Here is a 25,776-nt window from a genome sequence, read left to right on the forward strand (position 1 = left end):
TTCAAAACACAACTCAAAATCAACAAACAATATATGTGAGAGTAACAAACATCTCTACAACCTGTTTCAACACTGTCTCTTTTGATCTAATTGTGAATCCTCTCCCTGTAAACAGCCCTATAAGCGATCTTGTCTTATGTGATACTGATACTGATGGGCTAGTGCAAAACATTGACCTTAGCCTACAAACACAAAACATTATTGACGGACAAAGTCCAGGCGATTATTCTGTAAGCTACTACACCTCTTTGAATGATGCGCAAAACAATACAAACCCTATTGTTGGGCCTTTTACCAACACAACTCCTTTCTCGCAAACAATATATGTGAGGATAACCAACAATACAACAGGATGCTTTAGTACTGATAGTCAGTTTGATATCATTGTCAACCCTGAACCTTTTGCTAACAGAATAAATGATCTAGAATTTTGTGACAATGATCTAGATGGAGACGATACCAATGGTTTTATTCAAGATATAAATTTCGAAAACTTGGCAGCTTCAATTTTAGGTCCAAGTCAAGATCCAAATGATTTTCAAGTTACTTTCTACGAAACACTAGACGATGCTAATACAACGAGTAACCCTATTACTTTTCCTTACAGCAACTCAACAGCCAACGTACAGGAAATATTTGTAAGAGTAGATAATAATAATACAGGGTGCTTTAACACAAGAGTATCTTTTCAATTGAATATAAATCCTCTCCCTGAATTTGAAGTTACCTCGCCTCAATATATTTGTCTTGGTGATACTGGCTTGTTACTTGAAGTAGAAAACCCTACAGAACTCTATGACTATTTTTGGGTTGACGCTAACGGAAATACAGTTTTAGGTGAAACAATAACTGCTACTCAAGCAGGCACGTACTCTGTAACAGCTACTAAGTTAGATGGCACAGGCTGTTCTAGAACTAGAGATATTGTTGTGATTGCCTCTAGTGTAGCAACTATTACAGAAGAAGATGTAATTATTGATGATGGTGATAGTGATAATTCGATTTTAATTAACAACAATAATGGAAACTTAGGAATTGGCGATTATGAATTTGCCCTACTAGATTCTGAGAATAACATTGTATACAACTATCAAGATGAACCTTTCTTTGACAATCTTCCAGGAGGTATTTATACCATCTTAGTTCGTGACAAGAATGGCTGTGGTGAAGCAGAACTGGAAGTTGCTGTTATAGAATTACCTAAGTTTTTCACACCTAATGATGATGGTGTAAATGATACTTGGAATGTAAAAGGAGTTAATACCGACTTCTTTCCAAAAAGTAGAATATCTGTCTTTGATCGATTCGGAAAACCCATTGCTCAATTCAGTATAGATCATCCCGGCTGGAATGGTAGATACAATGGTCGAGTTGTAATCTCTAACGATTATTGGGTAAGAGTTGAACTTACAGACAGAAATGGAAAAGTAAGAGTTGAAACGCAAAATTTTGCTTTATTGAGAAGATAAAAATCCTCATTTTTATTTTCGATTTTCCATCCCATAAAATGAAAAAGCTTCGTATTTTTATGGGATGGATTTTAAGCTACAGTCAGAGTTCAAACCCACTGGTGATCAACCCGAAGCAATCAAACAACTTTCAGAAGGAATCGTATCGCAAGAGAAGTACCAAACCCTCTTGGGAGTTACCGGTTCCGGTAAAACATTTACCGTTGCCAATGTGGTAGAAAAGGTAAACAGACCTACCTTGGTATTGGCTCACAACAAGACTTTGGCGGCACAATTGTATTCAGAGTTCAAACAGTTCTTTCCGGAAAATGCCGTAGAGTATTTTGTTTCTTACTATGATTATTACCAACCGGAAGCTTATATCCCCGTTACAGGAACTTATATAGAAAAAGACCTCTCTATTAATGATGATATTGAAAGGCTGCGTTTAAGCACTACTTCTTCTCTCCTATCCGGAAGACGTGATGTATTGGTAGTAGCCTCTGTATCCTGTTTGTATGGTATTGGAAACCCTATAGAGTTTAAAAAGAATGTCATTCCTGTTGAAGTAGGTCAGATTATTTCCAGAACAAAATTCTTGCATCAACTAGTTACCAGTTTATATTCACGAACAGATGTAGAGATCAAAAGTGGAACTTTTAAAGTCAAAGGAGACGTGGTTACCATTTTCCCCTCTTATGGAGAGAACGGATACCGAGTACATTTCTTTGGAGATGAGATCGAAGAAATAGAATCCATCGATATTGTTAGCAATCAGGTTCTAGATCGATTTGAAAGCTTAACCATCTATCCAGCTAACTTATTTGTAACCTCACCGGAAGTATTACAAAATGCCATTCATCAGATTCAAGATGACCTGATGAAGCAACACGATTACTTTAAAGAAATAGGAAAACATTTAGAAGCAAAGCGTTTGAAAGAACGTACAGAGTTTGATCTAGAAATGATCCGAGAATTGGGTTACTGTTCTGGAATCGAGAATTATTCTCGTTATTTGGATGGTCGTGAGGCCGGAACTCGTCCTTTCTGTTTGCTAGATTATTTTCCGGATGATTATTTAATGGTGATTGATGAGAGTCACGTAACCATTCCTCAGACACATGCTATGTATGGTGGAGATCGTAGTAGAAAAGAAAACTTGGTAGAATATGGTTTCAGATTACCTGCTGCTATGGACAACAGACCTTTGAAGTTTGAAGAATTTGAAGCATTGCAAAACCAAGTGATCTACGTAAGTGCTACTCCGGCTGATTACGAATTACAAAAAACAGAAGGGCTATTTGTAGAACAGGTCATACGACCTACAGGTTTGCTAGACCCGGAAATTGAAATTCGTCCTAGTTTGAATCAAATTGATGATTTGATCGAAGAAATACAAATTCGTGTAGAAAAGGATGAACGTTCTTTGGTAACTACTTTGACCAAAAGAATGGCAGAAGAACTGACCAAATATCTAACAAGAATTCAAATTCGTTGTCGATATATCCATTCAGATGTAGATACTTTGGAACGTGTTGAGATCATGCAAGATTTGAGAAAAGGACTGTTTGATGTATTAGTGGGTGTAAACCTACTTCGTGAAGGGCTGGATTTGCCTGAAGTATCGCTCGTTGCCATATTGGATGCTGATAAAGAAGGTTTTTTACGCTCGCATCGATCTCTAACTCAAACAGTAGGGAGAGCTGCCAGAAACGTAAACGGAAAGGCCATCATGTATGCAGATAAGATCACTAGAAGTATGCAGTTGACTATTGATGAGACCAACAGAAGGCGCGAAAAACAAATTGCTTACAATACTGCAAACAATATCACTCCAAAACAGATCAATAAAAAGATTGATGAAACTCTTTCCAGGCAAGCTGTAGCGTCCTATCAATACAATACTGCAACACAGAAAGTAGCAGAACAAGATTTGGAGTATTTGCCGAAATCTGAAATTGAAAAACGAATTAGAGACAAGCGAAAACAAATGGAAGAAGCTGCTAAAGCCTTAGACTTTATAGTAGCTGCTCAGCTAAGAGATGAAATTAAAGTACTGAAGGAAAAACTTTAAATTAGGATTTCCTTATTTATTGTGATACTTTTATTCAAGTTATGAAAAACTTGAATCTTATCACACTTAGATCTTTTTGCGTTTTTTGTTTTTTATTATGCATCTCATCATATTGTTTTTCTCAAACCAATATTGTTGATGCATACAAGAATCACCACAAATATCCGCAAGAAGAATTCCATCTTAGATTTAACAAAGAAGCTTTCTATCCCGGAGAAAAGGCTTGGTTTGAAGCATTTGTGACTAATTCAAAATCAGGGAGACTCTTTGAGCACACAAAAAAGGCCAGCTTACTCATATACGATCATGAAGGCAAGTTGATTGCTCAAAAATACTTACAATTTCAACAGGGAATCTCCAATTCTTTTATTCAGATTCCTGCAACTTATAAAGCATCTACGCTATTCTACAAACTGACAACAAATTGGAGTAAAAACTTTGACACAAACAAATTGTATGAATTAAAAATTTATACCAAAGAAAAAGGGAAAACAACAGGAAGTCTTTTAAACAGTGTCTCTTTCTTTCCTGAATCCGGTCATATAATTCACGGAATAAACAGTTTCACCGGAGTAAAAGTTGTCGATAAAAACGGAGATGGTATCGTCGTTAGTGGGAAGATCAAAGATGAGAATAACAAAGTAGTTGCTATCTTTAGAACAGACATTACAGGAATTGGAAAATTTAGGTTTCGCCCGAATTCTGCATTAAAATACTTTGCTGAGATCGATCAAGATTCAGAATACAGAAAGTTTGCTTTACCTCAAGTTAAAAGTTCAGGTATTCTTATTAGTGTTGTAGAGAAAGAAGACTCCTTTTCTTTCTATTTTAAATCCAAAGATTTTACTCCCAAAGACACACCTGCTATCATCATCCATTCAAAAGGAAATGTAGCACTATCAAGCCCTATCAATCTCAAAGGAGGACAAGTCTTTTTCAGCCTCCCTAAGCGACAACTCTCAAAAGGGCTAAATACCATCACACTTTTTGATGGAACCACTCCTCTAGCAGAAAGACATTTCTTTAATAACTATGGTATCTCTTCAAACAGAGAAGACGTTCTGGTAAAAGCTAAACGAGCTTCTATAGATAGCGTTGAATTTCAACTTCGCAACTGGCTTCCAAATTCTCAGATGTACTTGTCAGTTTCTATTGTTCCGGAGGAAAATTTACTTGTAAAAAAGAACACATTTAAAACACACTTTTACCTTGGTAACCTTACCAAAGGATTCAATTACTTTAATTCTACTGAAAGTATTTCAAAGATCAACACACACTTGCTCACCTATACCAAAGATAAAAGCAAGTGGATACGAATCATTACACAAGATACAACTGGTATTGAACATCCTTTTGAGACAGGCTTTACTATTAAAGGGAAGCTTTTAGACAGGAAAAAGAAAGGAATCCCCAATGTCAAAGTTGATTATTACACCGATCATCAAATAGGTTATATAAATACTGATGCATCTGGAAACTTCTTGCTAAAAGATCTGATTGTAAATACAAACGACAAAGTGATACTTTCTGCCAAAAAAGGAAAAGGAAGTCAACGTCAAATTTCATTCGAAGTTTCAGAACACACAGAAAACCACGATACTATTGTTACCTTAAAAAAGAAGCAAGTAATAGATATCAGCAATACATCATACTCTCCTTTTGTTGAGGATAGCGAACTCTTAAAAGAAGTTGTTGTCAAAGGAAACGCTACCGCAAAAGATGATGATACTTATGTCAATCCTATGGACAAGTCTACGTTTAACGAGTCTTTTACAGTTACAAAAGACTTGATCACAAAATACAGAGATGTATTGTCGTATTTGAGCACACGAGGCGGTGTTAGAGTTATTTATAGTGCAGGAAGCATTTACATCTATTCTACACGTACAAAAGATCAGACAATTTTAGGCAGAAACAATTTTGGTGTAGATGTTGGAAGTCCGGGTAATATGATGAATGTTTATGTAAACAGAACTTTGATCAGACCCAATCAATTTGAAATATTGAAAGAGATTTCTTTAGATCAAGTGAAAAGCATCAAAATCAATCGTTCCGGTATTGGTGATGGAGGGAAAAATCCTTTTGGTTCAATCAATATTTATTTAACTAACGAAAGTATTTTTGGCTATAAAGATCCTACAGACACAAGTGTTTATCGACATGAGTTCTTTGCCAAAAACGGGTTTTCTAAGTCTACTCCATACGAAGCACCAAATTACCTTTACGATCCGTACAGTAACGAGTATAAAAAACATGCGACTTTATACTGGAAACCAAACATCATGCTTGCCGATCAACCGTATACTTTTCGAGTTGAGATTCCTGAAAACATTCAGAGATATAAAGTTGTAATTCAAGGAATGACTTCAAATGGTGATATTATTGATTTTACAAAGGAGATTTCTTTACAATAATCATACGTAAATTTCTTTTGCAAAACATTGAAATCATGTACCTTTACCCGTGAAAAAAAATTGTATTTCTAAAATTTATTTAACGGTATGAAACAAAAAATTTTGCTATGCCTGCTATTATTGGCAGGAGCAACTGCTATGGCACAAATCGAGTTTAAAAAAGGGTATTTTATTGATCGAGAGGGAACAAAAACCGAATGCCTTATTAAAGATGATAATTGGGATGTGATCAAAGGATCTTTTGAATACAAAATCTCAGAAAACGATCCTGAAATTATCAAAGAGTTTGGTAGTATTGATGAAATCAGCATTTATGACATTAACAAATACAAAAGGTTCAATGTAGATATTGATGTAAGTATTAGCAACATCAACAGGTTAAGTGCAGACAGAAAACCTAAGTTCAGGAATGCTCCCCTTTTATTAAAGGTATTGATCGAAGGAAAGGCTTCATTATTTCAATACAAAGAAGATAAGATTGTTCGCTTTTTTTACACAAATGAAGCTAACCAAGTACCTGTTCAGTTAATCTACAAAAGATATTCTACCTCTAGAGGAACGTTGGGGTATAATGAGCAGTACAAACAACAATTGAACTTAAATGTAAAATGTGAAGGGACAAAGAACGCTTTAGATCGTATATACTACTCAAATACAGCTTTAACAAAGTACTTTATCAAATATAACAACTGTTTTAGCGATTCTTTTAAAGAGTATAAAGAGTTCGAACAAGGTAAAAAACTTTATGTAAAAGCAAAAGTTGGTACTTCTATGTCTAATATGTCAATAAAAAAATACGGTACTCAATTTATATTTGGGTACGAGGTTGATTTTGGAAATAAAATCGTTCCTATTTTTGGTTTTGAACTAGAATATATGCTACCTACAAAAGGAAACAAATGGTCTCTATTTATCGATCCTAAATTTAGATCTATCAATACCACAGTTACAGCGGTAACGTCAGATAGACCTATAAACAATACTGAAGAAATTGAGCTCACATACAAATCAATCGAAATCCCTATCAGTATTCGTAATTATATATACTTAAAATCTAAATCCAGACTTTCTCTTAGTTTTGGTATTATGTTTGAAAAAGGGTTCAAAAGTTCTAAGTTCGATTTTGGAAGAGACATCCCTAATATAATCCCTAAGCTGGATGCTTTCAATGGTTTAGTATTTGGTGTAGGCTTTCACAAAAATGATTATGCAATTGAATTAAAATACAACTCAAGAAATGTAATAGAAAATACTTCAGGTTGGTCAACTAAGTATCAAAACTTAGATCTTAGCTTTAGTTATACCTTATTTTAAGAGTAAAATTTCAGCCACTCAGTCGAGTGGCTTTTTTTATGCTTAAATTTTTGTTAATAAATGTTAAAAAACGAAGGCTTGTAAAGCCTCTCTCCCATCTTTTTCGTAATATCACGGGTCAAATCAACATTTCAAAAATGAAAAAAACACTATTACTAGCCAGCGCCTTAACGGTCTTGTTCTCTTGCCAAAAAGAAGCAACCAAGGAAGACGTTGTGAATTATGCCAGTTCTATTACTCAAGATGAGCTAAAAGAACATTTATACATTTACGCTTCAGATGAGTTTGAAGGACGTAACACTGGAGAACCTGGGCAAAAGAAAGCTGTAGAGTACCTTAAAAAGGAATACGAGAAGTTAGGAATTGGACCTGTTATTGAAGGAAACTATTTCCAAACTGTTCCTTTAAATGAAGTAAGCACTCCAAAAGTTAGCATTACCGCTAATGGAAAATCATTCAACTATTACGATGATTTCATTGCTCTTGGTTCTGCAGAATCTGCAAAAGTAGACGCTACTGAGATTGTATTTGCCGGATACGGTATTGATGATGAAAAATATTCTGACTACAAAGGTCTTAATGTAACAGGGAAAATAGTTGTCGTAAAAGCTGGAGAGCCTAAAGACAAAGCCGGAAACAATGTAATTACCGGTGATAAGAAAGCTTCTAAATGGTCTAACGGACGTCAGGCGCTTTCTGCTAAAAGAGACGCTGCTAAAGAGCAAGGAGCAAAAGCTTTATTCTTTATGGACAATAGTACATTTGAGCGTTATTCTTCATTCTATAAAAGACGTGAAGAAAGCGGACATGGTAGTCGTTTGTCTTTACCTCGTAAAAAAGACGCTGAGACAAACATGTACTTTTTCTTGATCAGTGATAAAATGGGGAAAGCATTGGTGAAAAACATCAATAAATCAGCAAAACCTGCTACAGTTCCTTCAAAGTTTGCAATGGACTTCCAAACTTCTACTACTCCAAAACCTTCAGAGAATGTAGCTGCTATCATCAGAGGTTCAGAAAAGCCTGATGAGTATATTGTTATTTCTTCTCACTTAGATCACGTTGGTGTAAACGAAAAAGGAGAAGTTTTTAACGGTGCTGATGATGACGGTTCCGGAACAGTTTCTATTTTAGAAATTGCAGAAGCATTCAAAACTGCTGCTGATGCAGGTCATGGTCCAAAGCGTTCTATCATTTTCTTAAACGTAACTGGTGAAGAAAAAGGATTGTTAGGATCTAGATACTATACAGATTACGAGCCTTTAGTACCGCTTGAGAATACAGTGGCAAACTTAAACATTGATATGATTGGTCGTATCGATCCAAAACGTAAAGGAGATCGTAATTATATTTATTTGATTGGAAGTGATAAGTTAAGTACTGAACTACATAACATTTCTGAAAAAGTAAACGATGAGTTTATGAACATAGAATTGGATTATACATATAATGATGAAAATGATCCAAATCGTTTTTACTACAGATCAGACCACTACAACTTTGCAAAGAACAACATTCCAATTATTTTCTACTTTAACGGTACACACGATGATTACCACAGAGTAACTGATACTCCTGATAAGATTAACTACGATCTTTTAGAGAACAGATCTCGTTTGGTTTTCCATACTGCTTGGGAATTGGCTAACCGTCCAGAGCGTATCAAAGTAGACAAAGGTGAAGAAACAGTAAAACCTTAATTAAATAGTCAATACATAAATAGAAACACCACTCAAATGAGTGGTGTTTTTTTTATAGTGTAACAACTAGTCTTCTATCCTGTTGTCTTGTTTATCTAGTCAAAGAATTATTTCGTCAATACTTCTTGTACTTTATCAGCAGCTTCTTGGAACTCTGTTGCAGAGATAATTTCCATTCCACTGTTGTCAATCAATTCTTTAGCTTCTTTAGCGTTGGTTCCTTGTAATCTACAAATAATAGGCACATTAATCTTATCACCCATGTTCTTGTAAGCATCTACAACACCTTGTGCTACTCTATCACAACGTACAATACCTCCAAAGATATTTACCAAGATCGCTTTTACATTAGGATCTTTTAAAATGATTCCGAAAGCTGTTTCTACACGCTGTGCATCAGCAGTACCTCCAACATCTAAGAAGTTTGCAGGATCTCCTCCAGCTTGTTTGATCAAGTCCATAGTTCCCATTGCCAATCCGGCTCCGTTTACCATACACCCAACGTTTCCGTCAAGATCAACATAGTTTAATCCGGCAGCATTTGCTTCAACTTCAATTGGGTTTTCCTCTCTTAAGTCACGTAACTGAGCATAGTCTTTATGACGGAACAAAGCATTGTCATCTAAAGTTACTTTAGCATCTACTGCTAAGATCTTATCATCAGATGTTTTTAAAACCGGGTTGATCTCGAATAAAGAAGAATCAGATTTTACGTAAGCAGTATATAATGCTGTTACGAATTTTGTCATCTCTTTGAAAGCTCCTCCAGATAATCCAAGGTTGAAAGCAATCTTACGAGCTTGAAATGGTAATAATCCCATCATTGGATCGATCTCTTCTGTAAAGATCAAATGTGGAGTTTCCTCTGCTACTGCTTCAATATCCATTCCTCCTTCAGTAGAATACATGATCATATTTCTACCAGTTGCTCTGTTTAATAAAACAGACATATAGTATTCTTCAGGTTCAGAATCTCCAGGATAGTATACATCCTCAGCAATCAATACCTGATTTACTTTCTTTCCTTCTGGTGGAGTTTGTGGAGTTTTTAACATCATTCCAATGATATCATTAGAAATAGTTTCAACTTCCTCTAAGTTCTTAGCAAGTTTAACTCCTCCTCCTTTTCCACGACCTCCCGCGTGAATCTGCGCTTTAATTACATGCCAGCTAGTTCCTGTCTCTGTAGTTAATTGTTTTGCTGCATCAACAGCTTCCTTATGATTACTGGCAACGATTCCGCGTTGAATTCTCACGCCAAAACTGCTTAAGATTTCTTTTCCTTGATATTCGTGTAAGTTCATGTATAATCTTTGTTTAAAACGCTAGCAAAAATACAAATTTCGATTCGATATCATCACTATGATGTTGATAAAAAATAAAACAATTTTAGAGTCGATTTCAAATAGTTACAGTTCACTACATTCTTGTTACAGTTCATGTCATTTCATTTTTCGAAGAGAGCAACCCATTCTAATTTAGCCACATCTATGAATGTTATAGAAATCTTAAAATTCGGATTTCAAATGTTAACATCTGTAACGCTTAAGATTTAGCGTTGTCCTTAGGGTAAATCAACAGGTTCAAATGAATCCTGAAAGAATTGATAAATAGATAAGCAACCATTTAAACTACAAATCAACCAAAATGTCTAAAGTTCTATCCTTATTTGTTATTCTTTTTTTATCGGCAAATTGTTTATTTGCTCAAGAAGAAATTAATAGCAATCGAAAAAGAATCAAAACCACGAGAATTACTAAAGCGCCTAAAATTGATGGGCTCTTAGATGATGAAGCATGGAAAAGTGCCGAAATTGCCAAAGACTTTGTTGTATTCAGACCTGACAATGGAGAGAAAGCTCCAGATACTCATAAAACAGAAGTAAGAGTAATATACGATAATGACGCTATATATATTAGTGCCAACATGAACGATCCTGATCCGTCTAAGATCCCTATGGAATTTACCAATAGAGATAACTTTGGACAATCAGATTTCTTCTTGGTAACCATCAATCCTAATGATGATGGGCAAAATGGATTCGAATTCATTGTAATGAGTACAGGATCACAAGCCGAATCTAAAATTTCTGAAGGAAATGAAGATTTTAGCTGGAATGCTGTATGGCAAAGTGCCGCAAAAGTAAATGGAGTTGGATGGTCTGTAGAAATGAAGATTCCATACAGAGCCTTACGTTTTGCCAACAAACCTGTACAATCTTGGGGATTTAATTTCCACAGAAGGGTTTTGAATGAAAATGCACAATATACATGGAACTGGATTGACAATACCAAAGGTGTTTGGACTCAATACGATGGTTTGGTTGAAGATTTTAGAGATATCAAACCTCCAACACGTTTAGCTTTTTACCCTTATACCTCCGGAACTATTGATTCTTATGATGGAAATTCTGAAAGCTCAGGAAGCATCGGTATGGATGTTCAGTATGGTATTACAGAAAACTTCACCTTAGACGCAACATTAATTCCTGATTTTGGTCAAGTTGGATTTGACAATGTGAGTTTGAACTTAGGGCCTTTTGAACAAGTATTTAACGAACAAAGACAATTCTTTGTAGAAGGAACCGAATTGTTTGGAAAAGGAAACCTTTTCTTCTCAAGAAGAATTGGAAACACACCTACAAACTTCTCTGCCGTTTATGACAATTTGGGTGCAGATGAAGAAGTTGTTGATAATCCTAATGGAGTAAAAATGCTAAATGCCGTTAAAATCTCCGGAAGAACAAAAAAAGGATTGGGTATCGGTTTCTTTAATGCAATTACAGAGAAAACAGAAGCTACCATCAGAAATAACAATACAGGAGAAGTACGTAAAGAAGTTACCGAGCCTTTTGCCAACTATAATATTATGGTATTGGATCAAACATTCAACCAAAACTCTTCCATCACATTAATCAATACCAATGTAACCAGAGATGGTAATTTTAGAGATGCCAACGTAACCGGATTGCTATGGCATGTAAGAACAAAGAATAGTAAGTATTTTGTTGACGGATCTTACAAGCAAAGTAACGTAATGCAAGGTGGTACTACTGTTACCGGACATACTTTTGACACTAGTATAGCAAGAGCTGCCGGAAATTGGAGATGGGAAGCCGGATACAATTTTGAAGACAAGAACTACAATCCAAATGATTTGGGAGTATTGTTTAGCAATAACGAGCAAACTTTCTACGGAAATGTTTCTTACAGAATCTTACAGCCAAAAGGGAAGTTTAACAACTACGGTGTAAATGCATGGTGGAATATCAACTATTTACACACTCCGGGAACATACACCGGTAATAACGTAGGAATTTCTTCATGGTACAATACTCGTAATCAAATTAATTTTGGAGCAAACATCAATGGAAATATAGGACGTCAGTTCGACTTTTTCGAGCCAAGACAAGGAAGTACGTCTGGAGTTTTCTTCCTAAGACCTACTAGATTAAGAGCTAATTCATGGTTTAACTCAGATAGAAGAAAGAAATTGTCTGTAAGTGCAAATGCCTACAAAACAGCATTCTTAAATCACCCTAGAGACGGATACGGATTCAATGTTTCTCCTCGTTACAGATTTAGCAACCAATTATCTTTCTCATACGGATTCGGATTCAACCAAGATTATAACGATCAAGGTTGGGTAGGTGAAGACAGCGGAAATCAAATATTCGGACAAAGAGATCGTAAAACCTTTAATAATACCATCTCTGCGAAGTACAACTTTAGTATCAACTCTTCATTGAGTCTGACATTCAGACACAACTGGTCGGATGTTCGTTACGAATCGCAATTTTACAATTTGAGAACTGACGGATATTTAGATCCAAACTTAAACTACAATGTAAATCACGATATCAACTTTAACAGTTGGAACTTAGACCTGAACTATTTCTGGCAATTCGCTCCGGGAAGTCAATTAATTGCCTTCTACAGAAACAGTATTTTTAGTGTAAACGATCAAACCGGAGACGATTTCTTTACCAATCTGGATAATTTATTCAGCGAACCAAAGCAACATATCTTTTCTTTGAGATTGGTATACTTTATAGATTACAACAGAGTAAAAAACATATTCTAAAATCAGTAGCCTTTTTGAGCACTTTTTAATACTTTCGTTATCATTAAGTGCTCATCAATGGTTATTGCAAAAAACATACACAAATATTACGGAGATGTAGAAGTATTAAAAGGTGTTGACCTTGAAATACAAAAGGGAGAAATTGTAGCAATTGTAGGCCCTTCCGGTGCCGGAAAGACAACGCTGCTGCAAATTTTAGGAACACTTGACAAGCCTATCAAAGAACTGGATTTCGAACTATCTATCAACGGAACCTCTCTTAAATCTCTTTCCGACAAACAAGTTTCATCCTTTAGAAACGAGCACATAGGCTATATTTTTCAATTCCATCAGCTATTACCGGAATTCACTGCCTTAGAAAATGTTTGTATTCCCGCATTTATTGGCAAGAAAGACAAAGTCAGTACAGAAAAAAAAGCCAAAGAGATCTTAACTTTTCTAGGATTGGAAGATCGTATTCAACACAAACCCAATGAACTTTCGGGAGGTGAGCAACAAAGAGTTGCCGTAGCCAGAGCTTTGATCAACGATCCTTCTGTTATTCTTGCTGATGAGCCTAGCGGAAATTTAGATTCAGCCTCAGCTGAAAGTTTGCATAACTTATTTTTTGAACTGAGAGACAAATTCAATCAAACCTTTATCATTGTAACCCACAATGAAACTTTAGCCAATATGGCTGACAGAAAGTTGACAATGAAAGATGGTGTTATTGCATGAAAAAGTCAGAATTAAAGGAATTTCTTGACGAAAAGGTCATCCAATACAATCATCCAAAATTTGTAACCTCAGACCCTATTCAAATACCACATTCTTTTTCAAAGAAAGAAGATATCGAGATCTCTGCATTTCTTTCTTCTACCATCGCTTGGGGAAATAGGACTATGATTATTAAAAATGCCAAGAGAATGATGGAGATCATGGATCATGATCCCTATAATTTTATTTTGCATCATACCGAGAAAGACTTAAAAGGAGTAGAATTTGTTCATAGAACCTTTAATGCTATTGACTTTACTTACTTTATCAAAGCATTGCAAAACATCTATACAAAGCATCAAGGATTAGAATTTGCTTTGCTCCCATCCAAAGACGCAATCAATTATCAACATGCAGTTGCCAATTTTAAGACATTGTTCTTTGAACTGGATCACCCAAGCAGAACAGAGAAACACATTTCCAATCCTTTAAAAAATTCTGCTGCCAAAAGAATCAATATGTTCTTACGATGGATGGTACGAAATGATAATTGTGGTGTAGATTTTGGTATTTGGAAATCGCATTCTCCTGCAAAACTCTCTTGTCCTCTAGATGTACATACCGGTAATATTGCCAGAAAGCTTAAGATCTTGAACAGGAAACAAAACGATTGGAAAGCACTGGAACAGCTAGATACTACCTTACGATCTTTTGATCCTAACGATCCTGTAAAGTATGATTTTGCTCTTTTTGGATTGGGTGTCTTTGAGAAATTTTAAACGGATACTTGCTACCTGTTTAATTAACATTTCTCTTGGAGATAAGTCATTTTTTTCCGCTAAATTAGACGTCCTTAATTCTTTTCACATGAGAAAACTATTACTTCTACTAACCATCATTTGTTTTGTAAATGCATTTGCACAAGACAAAAGAATTCCTTTAGATACTACAGTTGTTACAAATAATGAAGTCGTTATCAACGGTAAAAAAATTTCTTATCAAGCCACTACAGGAATGCAACCTGTTTGGGATGATAATGGTGAGATCATAGCCTCACTGTACTACACATACTACAAAAGAACCAATGTAAAAGACGCTTACAAAAGACCTATTATCATGTCTTTTAACGGCGGACCGGGCTCTGCTTCTGTATGGATGCACATTGCATATACCGGGCCTAAAGTTTTGAAGATAGATGATGAAGGATATCCCATTCAGCCTTATGGAGTAAAAGACAATCCGAATTCTATTTTGGATGTTGCTGATATTGTATATGTAAACCCTGTAAACACAGGATATTCAAGACCTGTAGTAAAAAAAGGAAAGAAACTAGATAAATCAAAATTCTTTGGAATTAATGCAGATGTAAAATATTTAGCCGGTTGGTTAAACACTTTTATTACGCGTAACAATCGTTGGCAATCTCCCAAATACATTATTGGAGAGAGCTATGGCGGAACTCGTGTAATGGGGTTGGCTGCCGAGCTACAGAACAGACAGTGGATGTACTTAAACGGAGTGATCATGGTATCTCCGGCAGATTATTTGGTATTAAGAACCGGAAGTTCAGTAGAATCTGCTATTAACCTTCCTTACTTTACTGCTGCAGCGTGGTATCACAAAATGTTACCGGCAGAATTACAAAGCAAAGATCTTTTAGAAGTATTACCACTTTCTGAAGACTATGCAATTAATGAGTTAATCCCGGCCATGGCAAAGGGAGGCTTTATTTCTCCAGAGGAAAGAGATAAAGTTGCAGAGAAGATGTCTTACTTCTCAGGAATTAAGAAAAAAGTGATCTTACAACACAATTTAGATGTTCCAAAAAGTTATTTTTGGAAAGAGTTATTACGTGATAAAAATGGGATGACTATAGGTAGATTAGATTCAAGATACAACGGTATTGACAAGAGAGTAGCAGGCGACAGCCCCGATTACAACTCAGAAATTACTTCTTGGCTGCATTCTTTCACCCCGGCAATCAACTACTATATCAGAGAGCACTTAAACTTCAAAACAGATGTTAAATACAATGTATTTGGACCGGTAAGCCCATGGGATCGTAGAAATAACGATGTAAGAGAAGGTTTGCGTCAGGCTATGGCACAAAATCCGTATTTAAAAGTCTTGATCCAATCAGGGTATTATGATGGAGCTACCACCTATTTTAACGCAAAATATACCATGTGGCAAGTAGACCCTAGTGGAAAAATGAAAGATAGATTTGAATTCAAAGGATACAGAAGTGGGCATATGATGTATCTTAGAAACGAAGATTTGAAGAAATCAAATGATGATTTGAGAGAGTTTATCAAAAATAGTTCGGCAAAAGGAAAAGCCGCAAAATATTAATTGGCAGACGTAGATTTATGCAGTTTAAACACCCTGAAGTTTTTTATTTTTTATTACTACTTTTAATTCCAATTCTTGTACATTTATTTCAATTACAGAAGTTTAAGAAAGTAGCATTTACAAACGTTTCTTTTCTTAAGAAAATAAGCTTAGAAACCAGGAAGAGTTCACGCTTAAAAAAGTGGTTGATTTTAAGCACAAGACTGCTTGGACTTTTAGCGTTACTTTTTACATTCTCACAACCCTACTTTAGTAGTAAAAAAGTAGAAGAAAAAAATCACAATTTTGTTTATTTGGATAACTCCATGAGTTTAAATACGAATGGGAGTAACGGTAATAAATTACGAATTGCAACTCAGGAATTGATCGAAAATTCTTCAGAGTTAGATGAGTATACTTTGCTAACAAATGATGAAATTTACAGAGATCTTACCAAAAAAGAGTTTGAAGAACTCCTAAAAAACGTTCCATTTTCTTCAAAAAAAGGAAATTTAGAGCAAAAATTGCTAGAAATCGAAAGTCAAAAAAATACTAAAAGCAAAACTTTATATAAAAATATATTAATTTCTGATTTTCAATACTTTACAAAAAACAAAAATACAAAGTTTACAAATGTAAATAGCGCTTTTTCTCTAGTAAAACTGAAAAACAGTCAACAAAATAACGTTTCTATAGACAGTATGTTTATCTCAAACAATACTGCAGATGAAATTAACATCTCTTTTGTGATCAAAAATCAAGGAGGAGAAAAAAAGGACATCCCCGTTGCTTTATATGATGATGAAAATTTGATTAACAAACGCTCCTTCTCTATCGAAAAGGATAATGCAAAAAACATCGAATTTTCAATACCGAAAACTACGAACTTTAAAGGAAAAATACAAATAACTTTTGACGATATTTTTCTTTTCGACAACACTTTTTTCTTCAGCATAAATTCGCAACAAAAAACACAAATTCTAAGCATTGGAAACGACAGTGATTTTCTCTCTAGAATATTCACTCAAGAGAGCTTTGATTTTTCAAGTTCATCACTTCAAAATGTAAACTATAATACTATTCCGGAACAACAATTAATTGTTCTGAATCAGCTCAAAAATATTCCAAGCGTTTTACAAAATTCACTAGTGCAATTTTTAAAAGAAGGAGGACATCTTTTAATCATTCCCGATAAAGAATTAAACATCTCATCTTATAATACTTTTTTTAGATTGTTTGCCAACGGATCTATTAATGAGGTAAGAAAAGATTCTCTTAAGATCACAAAGATCAATTTTGACCATCCTTTGTACACAAATGTATTTTCGAAACGCGTCAGCAATTTTCAATTTCCTTCAGTAGCTTATCAATTTACAAACACACTACAAGGAGATCAGATTATCTCTTACGAAAACAACAGAGCATTTTTGCAAGAAATCTCAAATCCCTACTCAGAAGTTTACTGGTTCTCCTCCCCTTTGGATTCAAAAACAACCAATTTTACCAACTCTCCTCTTATTGTACCTACTATTTTTAATATTGGACAACGAAGTTTGGAAGTTTCCAAGCCTTTTTACACGTTGCAAGAAGAGAATACGATAGAAATTAATAAAAAAATCAAAAAAGACGAGATTCTCACCATTTCAAACGAAGCAGAATCTTTTATACCTCTGCAACAATCGTATCCCAATAAAGTAAAGCTTACTACAAAAGAGAAACCTATACTTCCCGGATTTTATAAGATTTCCTTAAAAGAACAGGCCTTAGAAACAATTGCCTACAATATTTCTAAAGAAGAAAGCTCCCTAGATTTCTACAGTACAAATGAGCTAACCAAGGTCAATGAGAACTTTAAAGTATATGACTCAATAGAAGAACTTTTTACAGAAATCAATCAAAAAAATGAAGTTCAATGGCTATGGAAGTTGTTTTTGGCAATAGCTATTGTATCTTTGCTGCTGGAAATTTTAATTTTAAAATTCTTCAGAACATGACCACGCTTATAAAATCGGCTACGATTATAGATGCTTCAAGCTCGCATAACCTTAAGAAAAAAGACATTTTAATCGTTAACGGGAAAATCGCCCAGATAGCCAATTCAATTAAGCAAGAATCCAATTACAAAGTAGTTCAACTAGAAAATCTTCATGTTTCTTCCGGATGGTTCGATACCAGCGTTTGTTTTGGTGAGCCCGGTTATGAAGAAAGAGAAACCATTACCAATGGTTTGAAAGTTGCTGCTAAAAGTGGATTTACAGCAGTAGCAGTAAACCCAAATACTCATCCTATTGTAGACACAAAGTCAGATGTTGAGTTTTTAATTAATAAGGCCAACAATTCGGCAACAAAACTTTTTCCTATCGGAGCTCTTACACAAGGAAGCAATGGGATAGAACTTGCTGAAATGTTTGATATGCAACAATCCGGAGCAATTGCCTTTGGAGACTATAACAAGTCTGTAGTTAACGACAATCTACTAAAAGTAGCTCTTTTGTACGCTCAAAACTTTAATGGTTTGGTACTTAGTTTTCCTAAGAACAAAGCCATTGCCGGTGAAGGTGTTGCCAATGAAGGTGTAAACAGCACTAGATTAGGATTGAAAGGAATTCCGGCTTTAGCTGAAGAAATACAAGTAGCCAGAGACTTGTTCTTACTGGAATACACAGGAGGAAAACTACATATTCCAACTATTTCTACAGCCAAATCAGTACAATTGATCAAAGATGCTAAGAAAAAAGGATTACAAGTTACTTGTAGCGTTTCTGCACACCACCTTTCTCTTACCGATGATGAATTGGAAGGGTTTGATAGCAATAGCAAAGTAACTCCACCTTTGCGTACAAAGAAAGACACCAAAGCATTGATAAAAGGATTGAAAGATGGTGTGATCGATATCATTACATCTGACCACAATCCAATTGATATAGAAAACAAGAAAGTAGAGTTTAGCATTGCTGAGGACGGAACCATTGGTCTGGAAAGTTTATTTGGAGCCGTAAACGCTCATTTAGACATAGAAACCACTGTTAAAGCCCTTACAGTTAATCCTAGAACCATCTTTGGACTAGACAATTACTCTATCGCAAAAGACCAGGAAGCAAATCTGACGCTTTTTGACCCAACAACAGAATACACCTTTACTAAAGAAGACATCCTATCTTTCTCAAAGAATTCTGCTTTTACAGGAAAGCAATTAAAAGGAAAGGTTTACGGAGTATATTCTAACAAAAAATTAGTGTTACAATAATTATGAGCAATTCTTTGCACTACATCGTAAGAGAACCTAAAAAAGGTTCTGAAAACCCGCCTTTATTAGTTTTATTACACGGATACGGCAGCAATGAATTAGATCTATTCTCCTTTGCAGACGAATTACCTGACGAGCTACTGATAGTAAGCTTAAGAGCTCCTTATGAAATGGGATTTGGAGGGTATGCTTGGTATGCTATCAACCTAGATGCAGAGAACAACAAGTTTTCAGATTTGGTGCAAGCTAGGGAATCTTTAACTAAGATAGCTTCTCTTATTGATGAGCTAAAAACGCAATACAATTCTGATCCTGAAAAGACTTTCTTGTTAGGGTTTAGCCAAGGTGCTATTTTAAGTTATGCTTTGAGCTTTAATCACCCTAACAAAGTACAGCATGTAGTTGCGCTAAGTGGCTACATCAATCACGACCTTATGCCTGAAAACATTGAAGAGAAATTCAATACTGATTATTACATTTCTCATGGTTCTGTAGATCAGGTTCTTCCTGTAGATTGGGCAAGAAAGGCTTCTCCTTTCCTGGATTCTTTAGGGTTAAACAATGTATACAGCGAGTATCCCGTAGGTCACGGTGTTGCTCCGCAGAATTTCTTTAGCTTTAAAAAGTGGATTGAAGAAAGATTATAAATATCAAAAAAAGGAGTTCATCTAGAACTCCTTTTCTTTTTTAACTCTTACTTATTACATTGCTATCTCCTATCAATTATTACCTTTTTGGTAATTGTACCTTCTCTAGATATAATCTTTAGAGTGTATATTCCCATAGATAATTTTCTACGTCCTATTTTCACGTCTTGTGATTTAGAACTTTGCTTTATAGATTTTTCTTCTATAAGCTTACCAAAGAAATCGTAGAGTCTAATTTTCACATCCTCTTTTGCATTAACCAGTTTTATTTCAAACTCGCCATTAGAAGGATTTGGGTAAACAATTGCATCAAAAGTATTCTCTTCATGATTCTCTTTGATATTATTTTTCAACAGAGCTTGAATATTTCCTTCAATACAAGTAGCTCCACATTCACCTAAGCTATCAGGGTGACTTGTTCCTACACCGTGATTTGTTAAGTGATGCATTACTGCATTAGGACTAATACTTATAGTTACATGTTTCGTTCCTTTTTTACCATTTGTATGATGACATACTATTACTTTCCCATTGGGGTTTCCGGCATTATTATATGCTCTAACATCTATAACACACACATAGATATCTGTTGTTGCCGAACATCCATTGGAATTGGTTACAGTAACAGTGTAAGTCGTAGAAGCCTCAGGACTTATTGTTGGATTTGCAACATCTGCTACAGCTTCACCTGAAGAAGATGTCCAATTGTAAGTAAATCCGGTTCCTCCGGTAACTACTGTGTTTAAAGTTATACTTTGCGGACCAAATCCTAAATAAATTGTGTTAGTGTCTTGAGTTTGCACCGCGGTAAAATCATCAATAGAAATAGTAGGTATATCTCCAACCACAGTAACAGTAGCTGTTTGAGAACTTGTATTTCCTGAACTATCTACGGCAGTTAATGTAACTGTATGATCTCCTATGTCTGAACATGCAAAGCTATCTCTACTAACAATTAATGAGAAATCACAATTATCATAGGAGCCATTATCAATACTCGCAGCTGTAATATTTGCCACACCATCAACTAGAGTAACAGAAATATCTTGAGTTACAACAGTAGGCGCTATATTATCTATTACTGTTACTGTAGCGCTTGCTGATGATATATTACCACTAGTATCTGTAACATATAGACTAACTGTATTATCTCCTAAATTTTCACAAGTGAAGGAAGCATTATCCAGTTCAATTGTTTCAATAGCACAATTGTCTGAAGATCCGTTGTCTATTTGCTCTGCGGTAATTGATGCGTTTCCGTTTCCATCTAAATAAACTGTTATGTCTTGTACCTGAACATCCGGCGCAGTATTATCTTCTACAACAATATCAAAAGTTTGCTCATCATTTCCGCAAGCATTTGACACTTGTAAAGTAACAGTAGTTACACCAATATTGAAAGCTGCCCCAGAACCGGAACCACTTCCGCTACCAGAGGTTGCTCCACTAAAACTATAGGTTAGAGATGCTTCCGGGTCTCCCTCAAAATCAGGCGTATAATCTACTACCGCACTACAAGCATCCGCATCATTTCCTACATCAATATCTGCAATAACACTTAAGAAGCTAGCCGGTAAACAAGTGATTTCTGCTGTTAAAGAAATTCTTATTTCTGATTCATCACAATCATTAGAGTTTACCACAAACTCGGCATTATACACTCTAATATCAACTGCATTAAACAAAACATCAACTCCTATTGTTGTGTTTCCTAAAGTGCCACTTGTTCCAAATCCAAATGTATCTAAACTGAAAAATGCTGCATCTGGACCTTCTATAGAAATATTGGTTATATCTAAAATAGAGCCGGCTACAGTATTAGAAATTGAAAATGATTGACTTACATTTTGGTTTGGAAATACATTTCCAAAATTACCATCCCCAAGAACATCTATTTCTGCAGGGTTCTCACTAACACTTACTACATCAGAAGTAGCAGAACATCCAAACAAGTCAATTACTCTTACACTATAATCTCCCGCAGAAGTAGCTACATAGGATTGCTGTGTCGCATTGGGTATATCTACTCCGTTTAACATCCATTGATAGATTGAAGATTGCGATGCTGTTAGAACCGCTTCTCCATTTGGTGGACACAGAAATGCATTTCCGCTAGGCGATACATCTACCGTTGGGTTTTCATTTACTACAATAGGTGTAGGTAAAGATTCTCCCGAACATCCTCCTGCATTGGTAACTTCTACAGTATACGAACCTGAAGTTGTTGCGATATAGGTTTGATTTGTTGCTCCCGGAATGTCTACCCCATCAACCTTCCATTGGTATGAGTCTCCGTCATTAGCATTCATTGTTACTGTTTCTCCTTGACAAACGGTAGTTTGTCCTGACACAATAATTGCTGCAGGTTGTACATTTACTGTTGCCGTACAGGAAGCTGTATTTCCTGCTCCATCTGTTGCAGTTAAAGTAACTGTATTTTCCCCTATGTCTGCGCAAGTAAAATCTGTTTGCGACAATGTTAAAGACTCGATCCCACACGCATCTCCTGAACCATTATCTATCATTTCTGGTGTGATACTAACCGTTCCATTAGGATTCAATGCAACAGTAATGTCTCTACAGGCAACAGTAGGAGGAGTTACATCATTTTGAGCTCCTGTATTTCTATGAAACCTGATTGTATTACTGCTAATCCCAGAAGTTGCAATATCCGGAACAAAATCTCCGTCCAAATCTCCAATAACAATTCCAGATACTTCCGCTCTAGAAGACGAAGTATAATCAAACCTTGGAGCAAAACTTACGCTTCCAGTTGTAGCTGTTGTATTTCTGTAAACAGAAAAGACATTAACCCCTAAAGATTTTGTTACAATATCGGGGTATCCATCTCCATCTACATCTCCTACTCCAATTCTATAATTATTTCTTGGAGAAGGAATATTTACAGTAGGAGCAAATGATATATTTCCTACAGTTGACGTATTTCTCCATATTGCAGTATTGGTTGTTCCTAAATAATTACACGAGGTAAAGTCTATTCTTCCATCCTTATCAAAATCTGCAATTTGAGATCTGTACGGGAAACTTCCTCCTGACCCCCAATATTCTGGATTTTCAAATGATGCTGTAAAACTACCATCTGCTGTTGTATTCCTAATAGACACCGCTCTATTGGCTCCTCCTTGAGATGCAATAAAATCGGTTTTCCCATCACCATCAATATCTGCAGCTTGTATACCGGTACATCTACTTCCAACGTATTTAACCAGAATTCTATTTGTAAAATTAAAATTACCCGGTCCTGTACTTGTGTTAAAAGCCACATATATCCAGTTACCGTTTTCTCCTATAATGTCAATTTTTCCATCATTATTAAAATCACCGGCAGCTATTTGATAACCTGAAACTCCTCTCGAATTTACAGCATATGCTAATCCAAAATTACCCGGTCCTGTACTTGTATTTCTTAAAACACTTACATTGGTTACCACATCTTTCTTTCCATCTCCATCAAAATCTGCTATGGCTAGTGTTCTTGTTGATGTAGGAAAATTATATGCAGAAAAACTAATAGTTCCCGGAGAACTATTGTTCTTTGCTATGGTAACTCCTCTATTTAATCCGGCAGAAACTACTTCCGGTTTCCCATCATTGTCCATGTCTTGCGAAACCATATTATAAGCTCCATAGATTCCTCCCAACTCTTGTGCAACATTTTGATAGGATGTTGATGTAAGCGGTGTAGGACAGAAAATTCCGTTAAAATGAGTCTTTGAATAGGCTGTTAAATTGCATTGGTTTTTAACACTAATTAAAGAAGTAGTACTTCCTTCCGGAACCCTAACTTCTAGTGTACCGAATGTTGAAGAAACCACTGTAGCTTGAGTAGCTCCAAAGAAAACTTGATTATCGCCAGGAGTTGCGCTAAAGTTAGCTCCTGTAATCGTTACTGTACTTCCAATAAACCCTGTTTTAGGCGAAAAATCATTAATAATAGGTCTATCGTTACATTGCGCATTTAATTGTTCGCTTACTCCCAAGCAAACAATAAAAATAAGTAATGCTATCTTTTTCATAACCCTGTTTGATATGTTATTTCAATTTTCATTGTTTTTAGATCAATCTTCTCCGGGTAATCAAACTTTAAGTTTGAATATTTGCTAGAGTCGCATGATGCTATAAACATATCTCCAAGCTTTGTTTTGAATGGAGTAATCTTAACTACTGCTGTATTACCATTATCATCAGAGAAGTTCAAAGTAAATCCAACTTTAGGATTTGTTCCGTCTTCATTGAATGCATTTAATAAAACCACAGCTTTAGAATTAGGAGAACATTTTACAATACTGTAAGAAACATCAAAGTGAAATTCTGCTTCTTCGAGAGCTGTCCAATTTTTAATCACTTCAGGACTAGTTTGAGCAGCCAAGTTAACTGTAAATAATAGCGCCATAGCAATAATGACACTAAAAGAAAAAGGATTTTTGTGCATAGTTATTTGATTTAGTTAATTGATTTATACATGTTATAAATTGAATTATAAATGTCATCTAGAGGGCATTAACTATAAAAGCTCGTAATCAAAAAAATGATAGGGAACCATATTAGAAATAATATGCTCAGATAGGGAACTAGAGAAATTTTAGATTAACTTATTGTCTTAACAATAAATAGTTGTTGTAGTTTATTTTTAGCTATTGCTAAATGAGAAAGGAATTTTGTGCATAGTTATTTGATTTAATTGATTATACATGTTGATAGGTTACATTGTAAATGTTATCTAGAGGGAGGTATACCATGTAAAAAATAGTAATCAAAAAAGCGATAGGGAACCATATTAGAAATAATATGCTCAGGTAGGGAACTAGAGAAATTTCAGATTAACTTATTGTTTTCTAAAATTAAATTTGAATGTTAGTTATTAATTGTGTTATTGTTACTGATTGCTAATTTAAGAAAAAAAATAATACAACGCAATGAATATCAGTTATTTACATACAAACCCCTTTGTTTACCTAGCAAAATCATATGCTAAGCACCAATCCATCATAGCTCAAAAACACATTCTCAGGAAGTAGTTTTTCTACTTCTGCGTGAAACCCTAGCTTATGACTGATATGGGTAAAATAGGCTTTTTTAGGTTTCAATTCTTTTACAAAAGCTAAAGCCTCTTCTAGATTTAAATGTGTAGGATGTTCTTCTATTCGAAGTGCATTTACAATTAAGACATCAAGGTTTTCCAATTTCTTTTTTTCTTCATCAGAAATTGTTTTTAAATCTGTGATATAGGCTACATCATCAAATCGATATGCAGTAATCGGCAGCTTGCCGTGTATTACTTCAATAGGAGTTACCTCTACCCCATCCAATTCAAAAGAATCTTTATCAATAATATGTTCTTCTAGTTTAGGTGCTCCGGCATATCTATTTTCTGTCTCAAAAATATAGGCAAACCTGATTTTGAGGTTATCTACAATTCTTTTTTTGGCATAGATAGGAACTTCACCCATTTGATAACAAAAGGGACGCAGATCGTCAATTCCGGCTGTATGATCAGAATGTTCATGTGTAAATAAAACGCCATTGATAGACTGTACATTCTCTCTCAACATTTGCTGACGGAAATCTGGACCACAATCAATAATATAGTTTACATCACCCCAAGATATCATTACAGAAGAGCGCAATCTTTTATCTCTTGAGTCTTCAGATAAACAAACAGGATCATTATTAGCAATCATAGGAATTCCTTGCGAAGTTCCTGTTCCTAAAAAAGTAATCTTCATATACACAAAAATAGCATAAAATTTGATGGTTGATTTCTAAATTTAGTACTTTTGTTTTTCAAGCAAAACCTAGTA

Annotated in this window: 16 protein-coding genes; 12 read left to right on the forward strand and 4 right to left on the reverse strand. The window is 35.2% G+C overall.

Annotation, left to right across the window (positions count from 1 at the left end):
* The 5 genes from ACFSRZ_RS00005 to ACFSRZ_RS00025 form a co-directional block, all read left to right on the forward strand.
* Positions 1-1,469, forward strand: a 1,469-nt coding sequence (locus tag ACFSRZ_RS00005; protein WP_379664453.1) for a T9SS type B sorting domain-containing protein, incomplete at its 5' end; no start/stop codon positions are given.
* Between the two features lie 64 nt (positions 1,470-1,533).
* On the forward strand, positions 1,534-3,522 hold the full coding sequence (uvrB, locus tag ACFSRZ_RS00010; RefSeq protein WP_379664454.1) for an excinuclease ABC subunit UvrB: 1,989 nt from the start codon (positions 1,534-1,536) through the stop codon (positions 3,520-3,522).
* Between the two features lie 41 nt (positions 3,523-3,563).
* Positions 3,564-5,936: a hypothetical protein gene (locus ACFSRZ_RS00015; RefSeq protein WP_379664455.1), complete on the forward strand. Its 2,373-nt coding sequence runs from the start codon at positions 3,564-3,566 to the stop codon at positions 5,934-5,936.
* Positions 5,937-6,023: 87 nt separating this feature from the next.
* A complete protein-coding gene (locus ACFSRZ_RS00020) occupies positions 6,024-7,250 on the forward strand; it encodes a hypothetical protein (protein ID WP_379664456.1) in 1,227 nt (408 codons plus the stop codon).
* A 137-nt stretch (positions 7,251-7,387) separates the two neighbouring features.
* The gene (locus ACFSRZ_RS00025) at positions 7,388-8,950 is read left to right on the forward strand and encodes a M28 family peptidase (RefSeq protein ID WP_379664457.1); all 1,563 of its coding nucleotides are present in this window, start codon (positions 7,388-7,390) and stop codon (positions 8,948-8,950) included.
* Between the two features lie 107 nt (positions 8,951-9,057).
* On the opposite strand, the gene sucC is transcribed toward ACFSRZ_RS00025, so the two are convergent.
* Positions 9,058-10,254, reverse strand: a complete 1,197-nt coding sequence (sucC, locus tag ACFSRZ_RS00030) for an ADP-forming succinate--CoA ligase subunit beta (protein ID WP_379664458.1) — start codon at positions 10,252-10,254, stop codon at positions 9,058-9,060.
* A 343-nt stretch (positions 10,255-10,597) separates the two neighbouring features.
* On the opposite strand from sucC, the gene ACFSRZ_RS00035 reads away from it, so the two are divergent.
* The 7 genes from ACFSRZ_RS00035 (at position 10,598) to ACFSRZ_RS00065 (ending at position 19,954) form a co-directional block, all read left to right on the forward strand.
* Positions 10,598-13,033, forward strand: a complete 2,436-nt coding sequence (locus ACFSRZ_RS00035; protein WP_379664459.1) for a DUF5916 domain-containing protein — start codon at positions 10,598-10,600, stop codon at positions 13,031-13,033.
* 57 nt (positions 13,034-13,090) lie between these two features.
* Positions 13,091-13,750, forward strand: coding sequence for an ABC transporter ATP-binding protein (locus ACFSRZ_RS00040; RefSeq protein ID WP_379664460.1), 660 nt, complete (start codon positions 13,091-13,093; stop codon positions 13,748-13,750).
* A complete protein-coding gene (locus ACFSRZ_RS00045) occupies positions 13,747-14,508 on the forward strand; it encodes a TIGR02757 family protein (RefSeq protein WP_379664461.1) in 762 nt (253 codons plus the stop codon). The genes ACFSRZ_RS00040 and ACFSRZ_RS00045 overlap by 4 nt, the downstream gene beginning before the upstream one ends.
* 88 nt (positions 14,509-14,596) lie before the next feature.
* Complete coding sequence (locus ACFSRZ_RS00050) at positions 14,597-16,081, forward strand: S10 family peptidase (RefSeq protein ID WP_379664462.1); 1,485 nt, start codon at positions 14,597-14,599, stop codon at positions 16,079-16,081.
* A gap of 17 nt (positions 16,082-16,098) precedes the next feature.
* Positions 16,099-18,054, forward strand: a complete 1,956-nt coding sequence (locus tag ACFSRZ_RS00055) for a BatA domain-containing protein (RefSeq protein ID WP_379664463.1) — start codon at positions 16,099-16,101, stop codon at positions 18,052-18,054.
* On the forward strand, positions 18,051-19,307 hold the full coding sequence (locus tag ACFSRZ_RS00060; RefSeq protein WP_379664464.1) for a dihydroorotase: 1,257 nt from the start codon (positions 18,051-18,053) through the stop codon (positions 19,305-19,307). Before ACFSRZ_RS00055 ends, ACFSRZ_RS00060 begins: the two co-directional genes overlap by 4 nt.
* Before the next feature lie 2 nt (positions 19,308-19,309).
* Positions 19,310-19,954: an alpha/beta hydrolase gene (locus tag ACFSRZ_RS00065; RefSeq protein ID WP_379664465.1), complete on the forward strand. Its 645-nt coding sequence runs from the start codon at positions 19,310-19,312 to the stop codon at positions 19,952-19,954.
* 62 nt (positions 19,955-20,016) lie between these two features.
* On the opposite strand, the gene ACFSRZ_RS00070 is transcribed toward ACFSRZ_RS00065, so the two are convergent.
* The 3 genes from ACFSRZ_RS00070 to ACFSRZ_RS00080 all read right to left on the reverse strand — a co-directional run bounded on the left by ACFSRZ_RS00070 (position 20,017) and on the right by ACFSRZ_RS00080 (position 25,701).
* Positions 20,017-23,991, reverse strand: a complete 3,975-nt coding sequence (locus tag ACFSRZ_RS00070) for an FG-GAP-like repeat-containing protein (protein WP_379664466.1) — start codon at positions 23,989-23,991, stop codon at positions 20,017-20,019.
* The gene (locus tag ACFSRZ_RS00075; protein WP_379664467.1) at positions 23,988-24,407 is read right to left on the reverse strand and encodes a hypothetical protein; all 420 of its coding nucleotides are present in this window, start codon (positions 24,405-24,407) and stop codon (positions 23,988-23,990) included. The genes ACFSRZ_RS00070 and ACFSRZ_RS00075 overlap by 4 nt, the downstream gene beginning before the upstream one ends.
* Before the next feature lie 532 nt (positions 24,408-24,939).
* Positions 24,940-25,701, reverse strand: a complete 762-nt coding sequence (locus tag ACFSRZ_RS00080) for an MBL fold metallo-hydrolase (protein WP_379664468.1) — start codon at positions 25,699-25,701, stop codon at positions 24,940-24,942.
* Positions 25,702-25,776 lie beyond the last annotated feature (75 nt).

Origin of the sequence: Pseudotenacibaculum haliotis (assembly GCF_042684245.1) — a bacterium.
Lineage (GTDB): Bacteria > Bacteroidota > Bacteroidia > Flavobacteriales > Flavobacteriaceae > Polaribacter > Polaribacter haliotis_A.

Bases quoted from the DNA above. Each gene is read 5' to 3' on its own strand.
- uvrB (WP_379664454.1), top strand. From the start codon at position 1,534: ATGGATTTTAAGCTACAGTCAGAGTTCAAACCCACTGGTGATCAACCC.
- ACFSRZ_RS00015 (WP_379664455.1), top strand. From the start codon at position 3,564: ATGAAAAACTTGAATCTTATCACACTTAGATCTTTTTGCGTTTTTTGT.
- ACFSRZ_RS00020 (WP_379664456.1), top strand. From the start codon at position 6,024: ATGAAACAAAAAATTTTGCTATGCCTGCTATTATTGGCAGGAGCAACT.
- ACFSRZ_RS00025 (WP_379664457.1), top strand. From the start codon at position 7,388: ATGAAAAAAACACTATTACTAGCCAGCGCCTTAACGGTCTTGTTCTCT.
- sucC (WP_379664458.1), bottom strand. From the start codon at position 10,254: ATGAACTTACACGAATATCAAGGAAAAGAAATCTTAAGCAGTTTTGGC.
- ACFSRZ_RS00035 (WP_379664459.1), top strand. From the start codon at position 10,598: ATGTCTAAAGTTCTATCCTTATTTGTTATTCTTTTTTTATCGGCAAAT.
- ACFSRZ_RS00040 (WP_379664460.1), top strand. From the start codon at position 13,091: ATGGTTATTGCAAAAAACATACACAAATATTACGGAGATGTAGAAGTA.
- ACFSRZ_RS00045 (WP_379664461.1), top strand. From the start codon at position 13,747: ATGAAAAAGTCAGAATTAAAGGAATTTCTTGACGAAAAGGTCATCCAA.
- ACFSRZ_RS00050 (WP_379664462.1), top strand. From the start codon at position 14,597: ATGAGAAAACTATTACTTCTACTAACCATCATTTGTTTTGTAAATGCA.
- ACFSRZ_RS00055 (WP_379664463.1), top strand. From the start codon at position 16,099: ATGCAGTTTAAACACCCTGAAGTTTTTTATTTTTTATTACTACTTTTA.
- ACFSRZ_RS00060 (WP_379664464.1), top strand. From the start codon at position 18,051: ATGACCACGCTTATAAAATCGGCTACGATTATAGATGCTTCAAGCTCG.
- ACFSRZ_RS00065 (WP_379664465.1), top strand. From the start codon at position 19,310: ATGAGCAATTCTTTGCACTACATCGTAAGAGAACCTAAAAAAGGTTCT.
- ACFSRZ_RS00070 (WP_379664466.1), bottom strand. From the start codon at position 23,991: ATGAAAAAGATAGCATTACTTATTTTTATTGTTTGCTTGGGAGTAAGC.
- ACFSRZ_RS00075 (WP_379664467.1), bottom strand. From the start codon at position 24,407: ATGCACAAAAATCCTTTTTCTTTTAGTGTCATTATTGCTATGGCGCTA.
- ACFSRZ_RS00080 (WP_379664468.1), bottom strand. From the start codon at position 25,701: ATGAAGATTACTTTTTTAGGAACAGGAACTTCGCAAGGAATTCCTATG.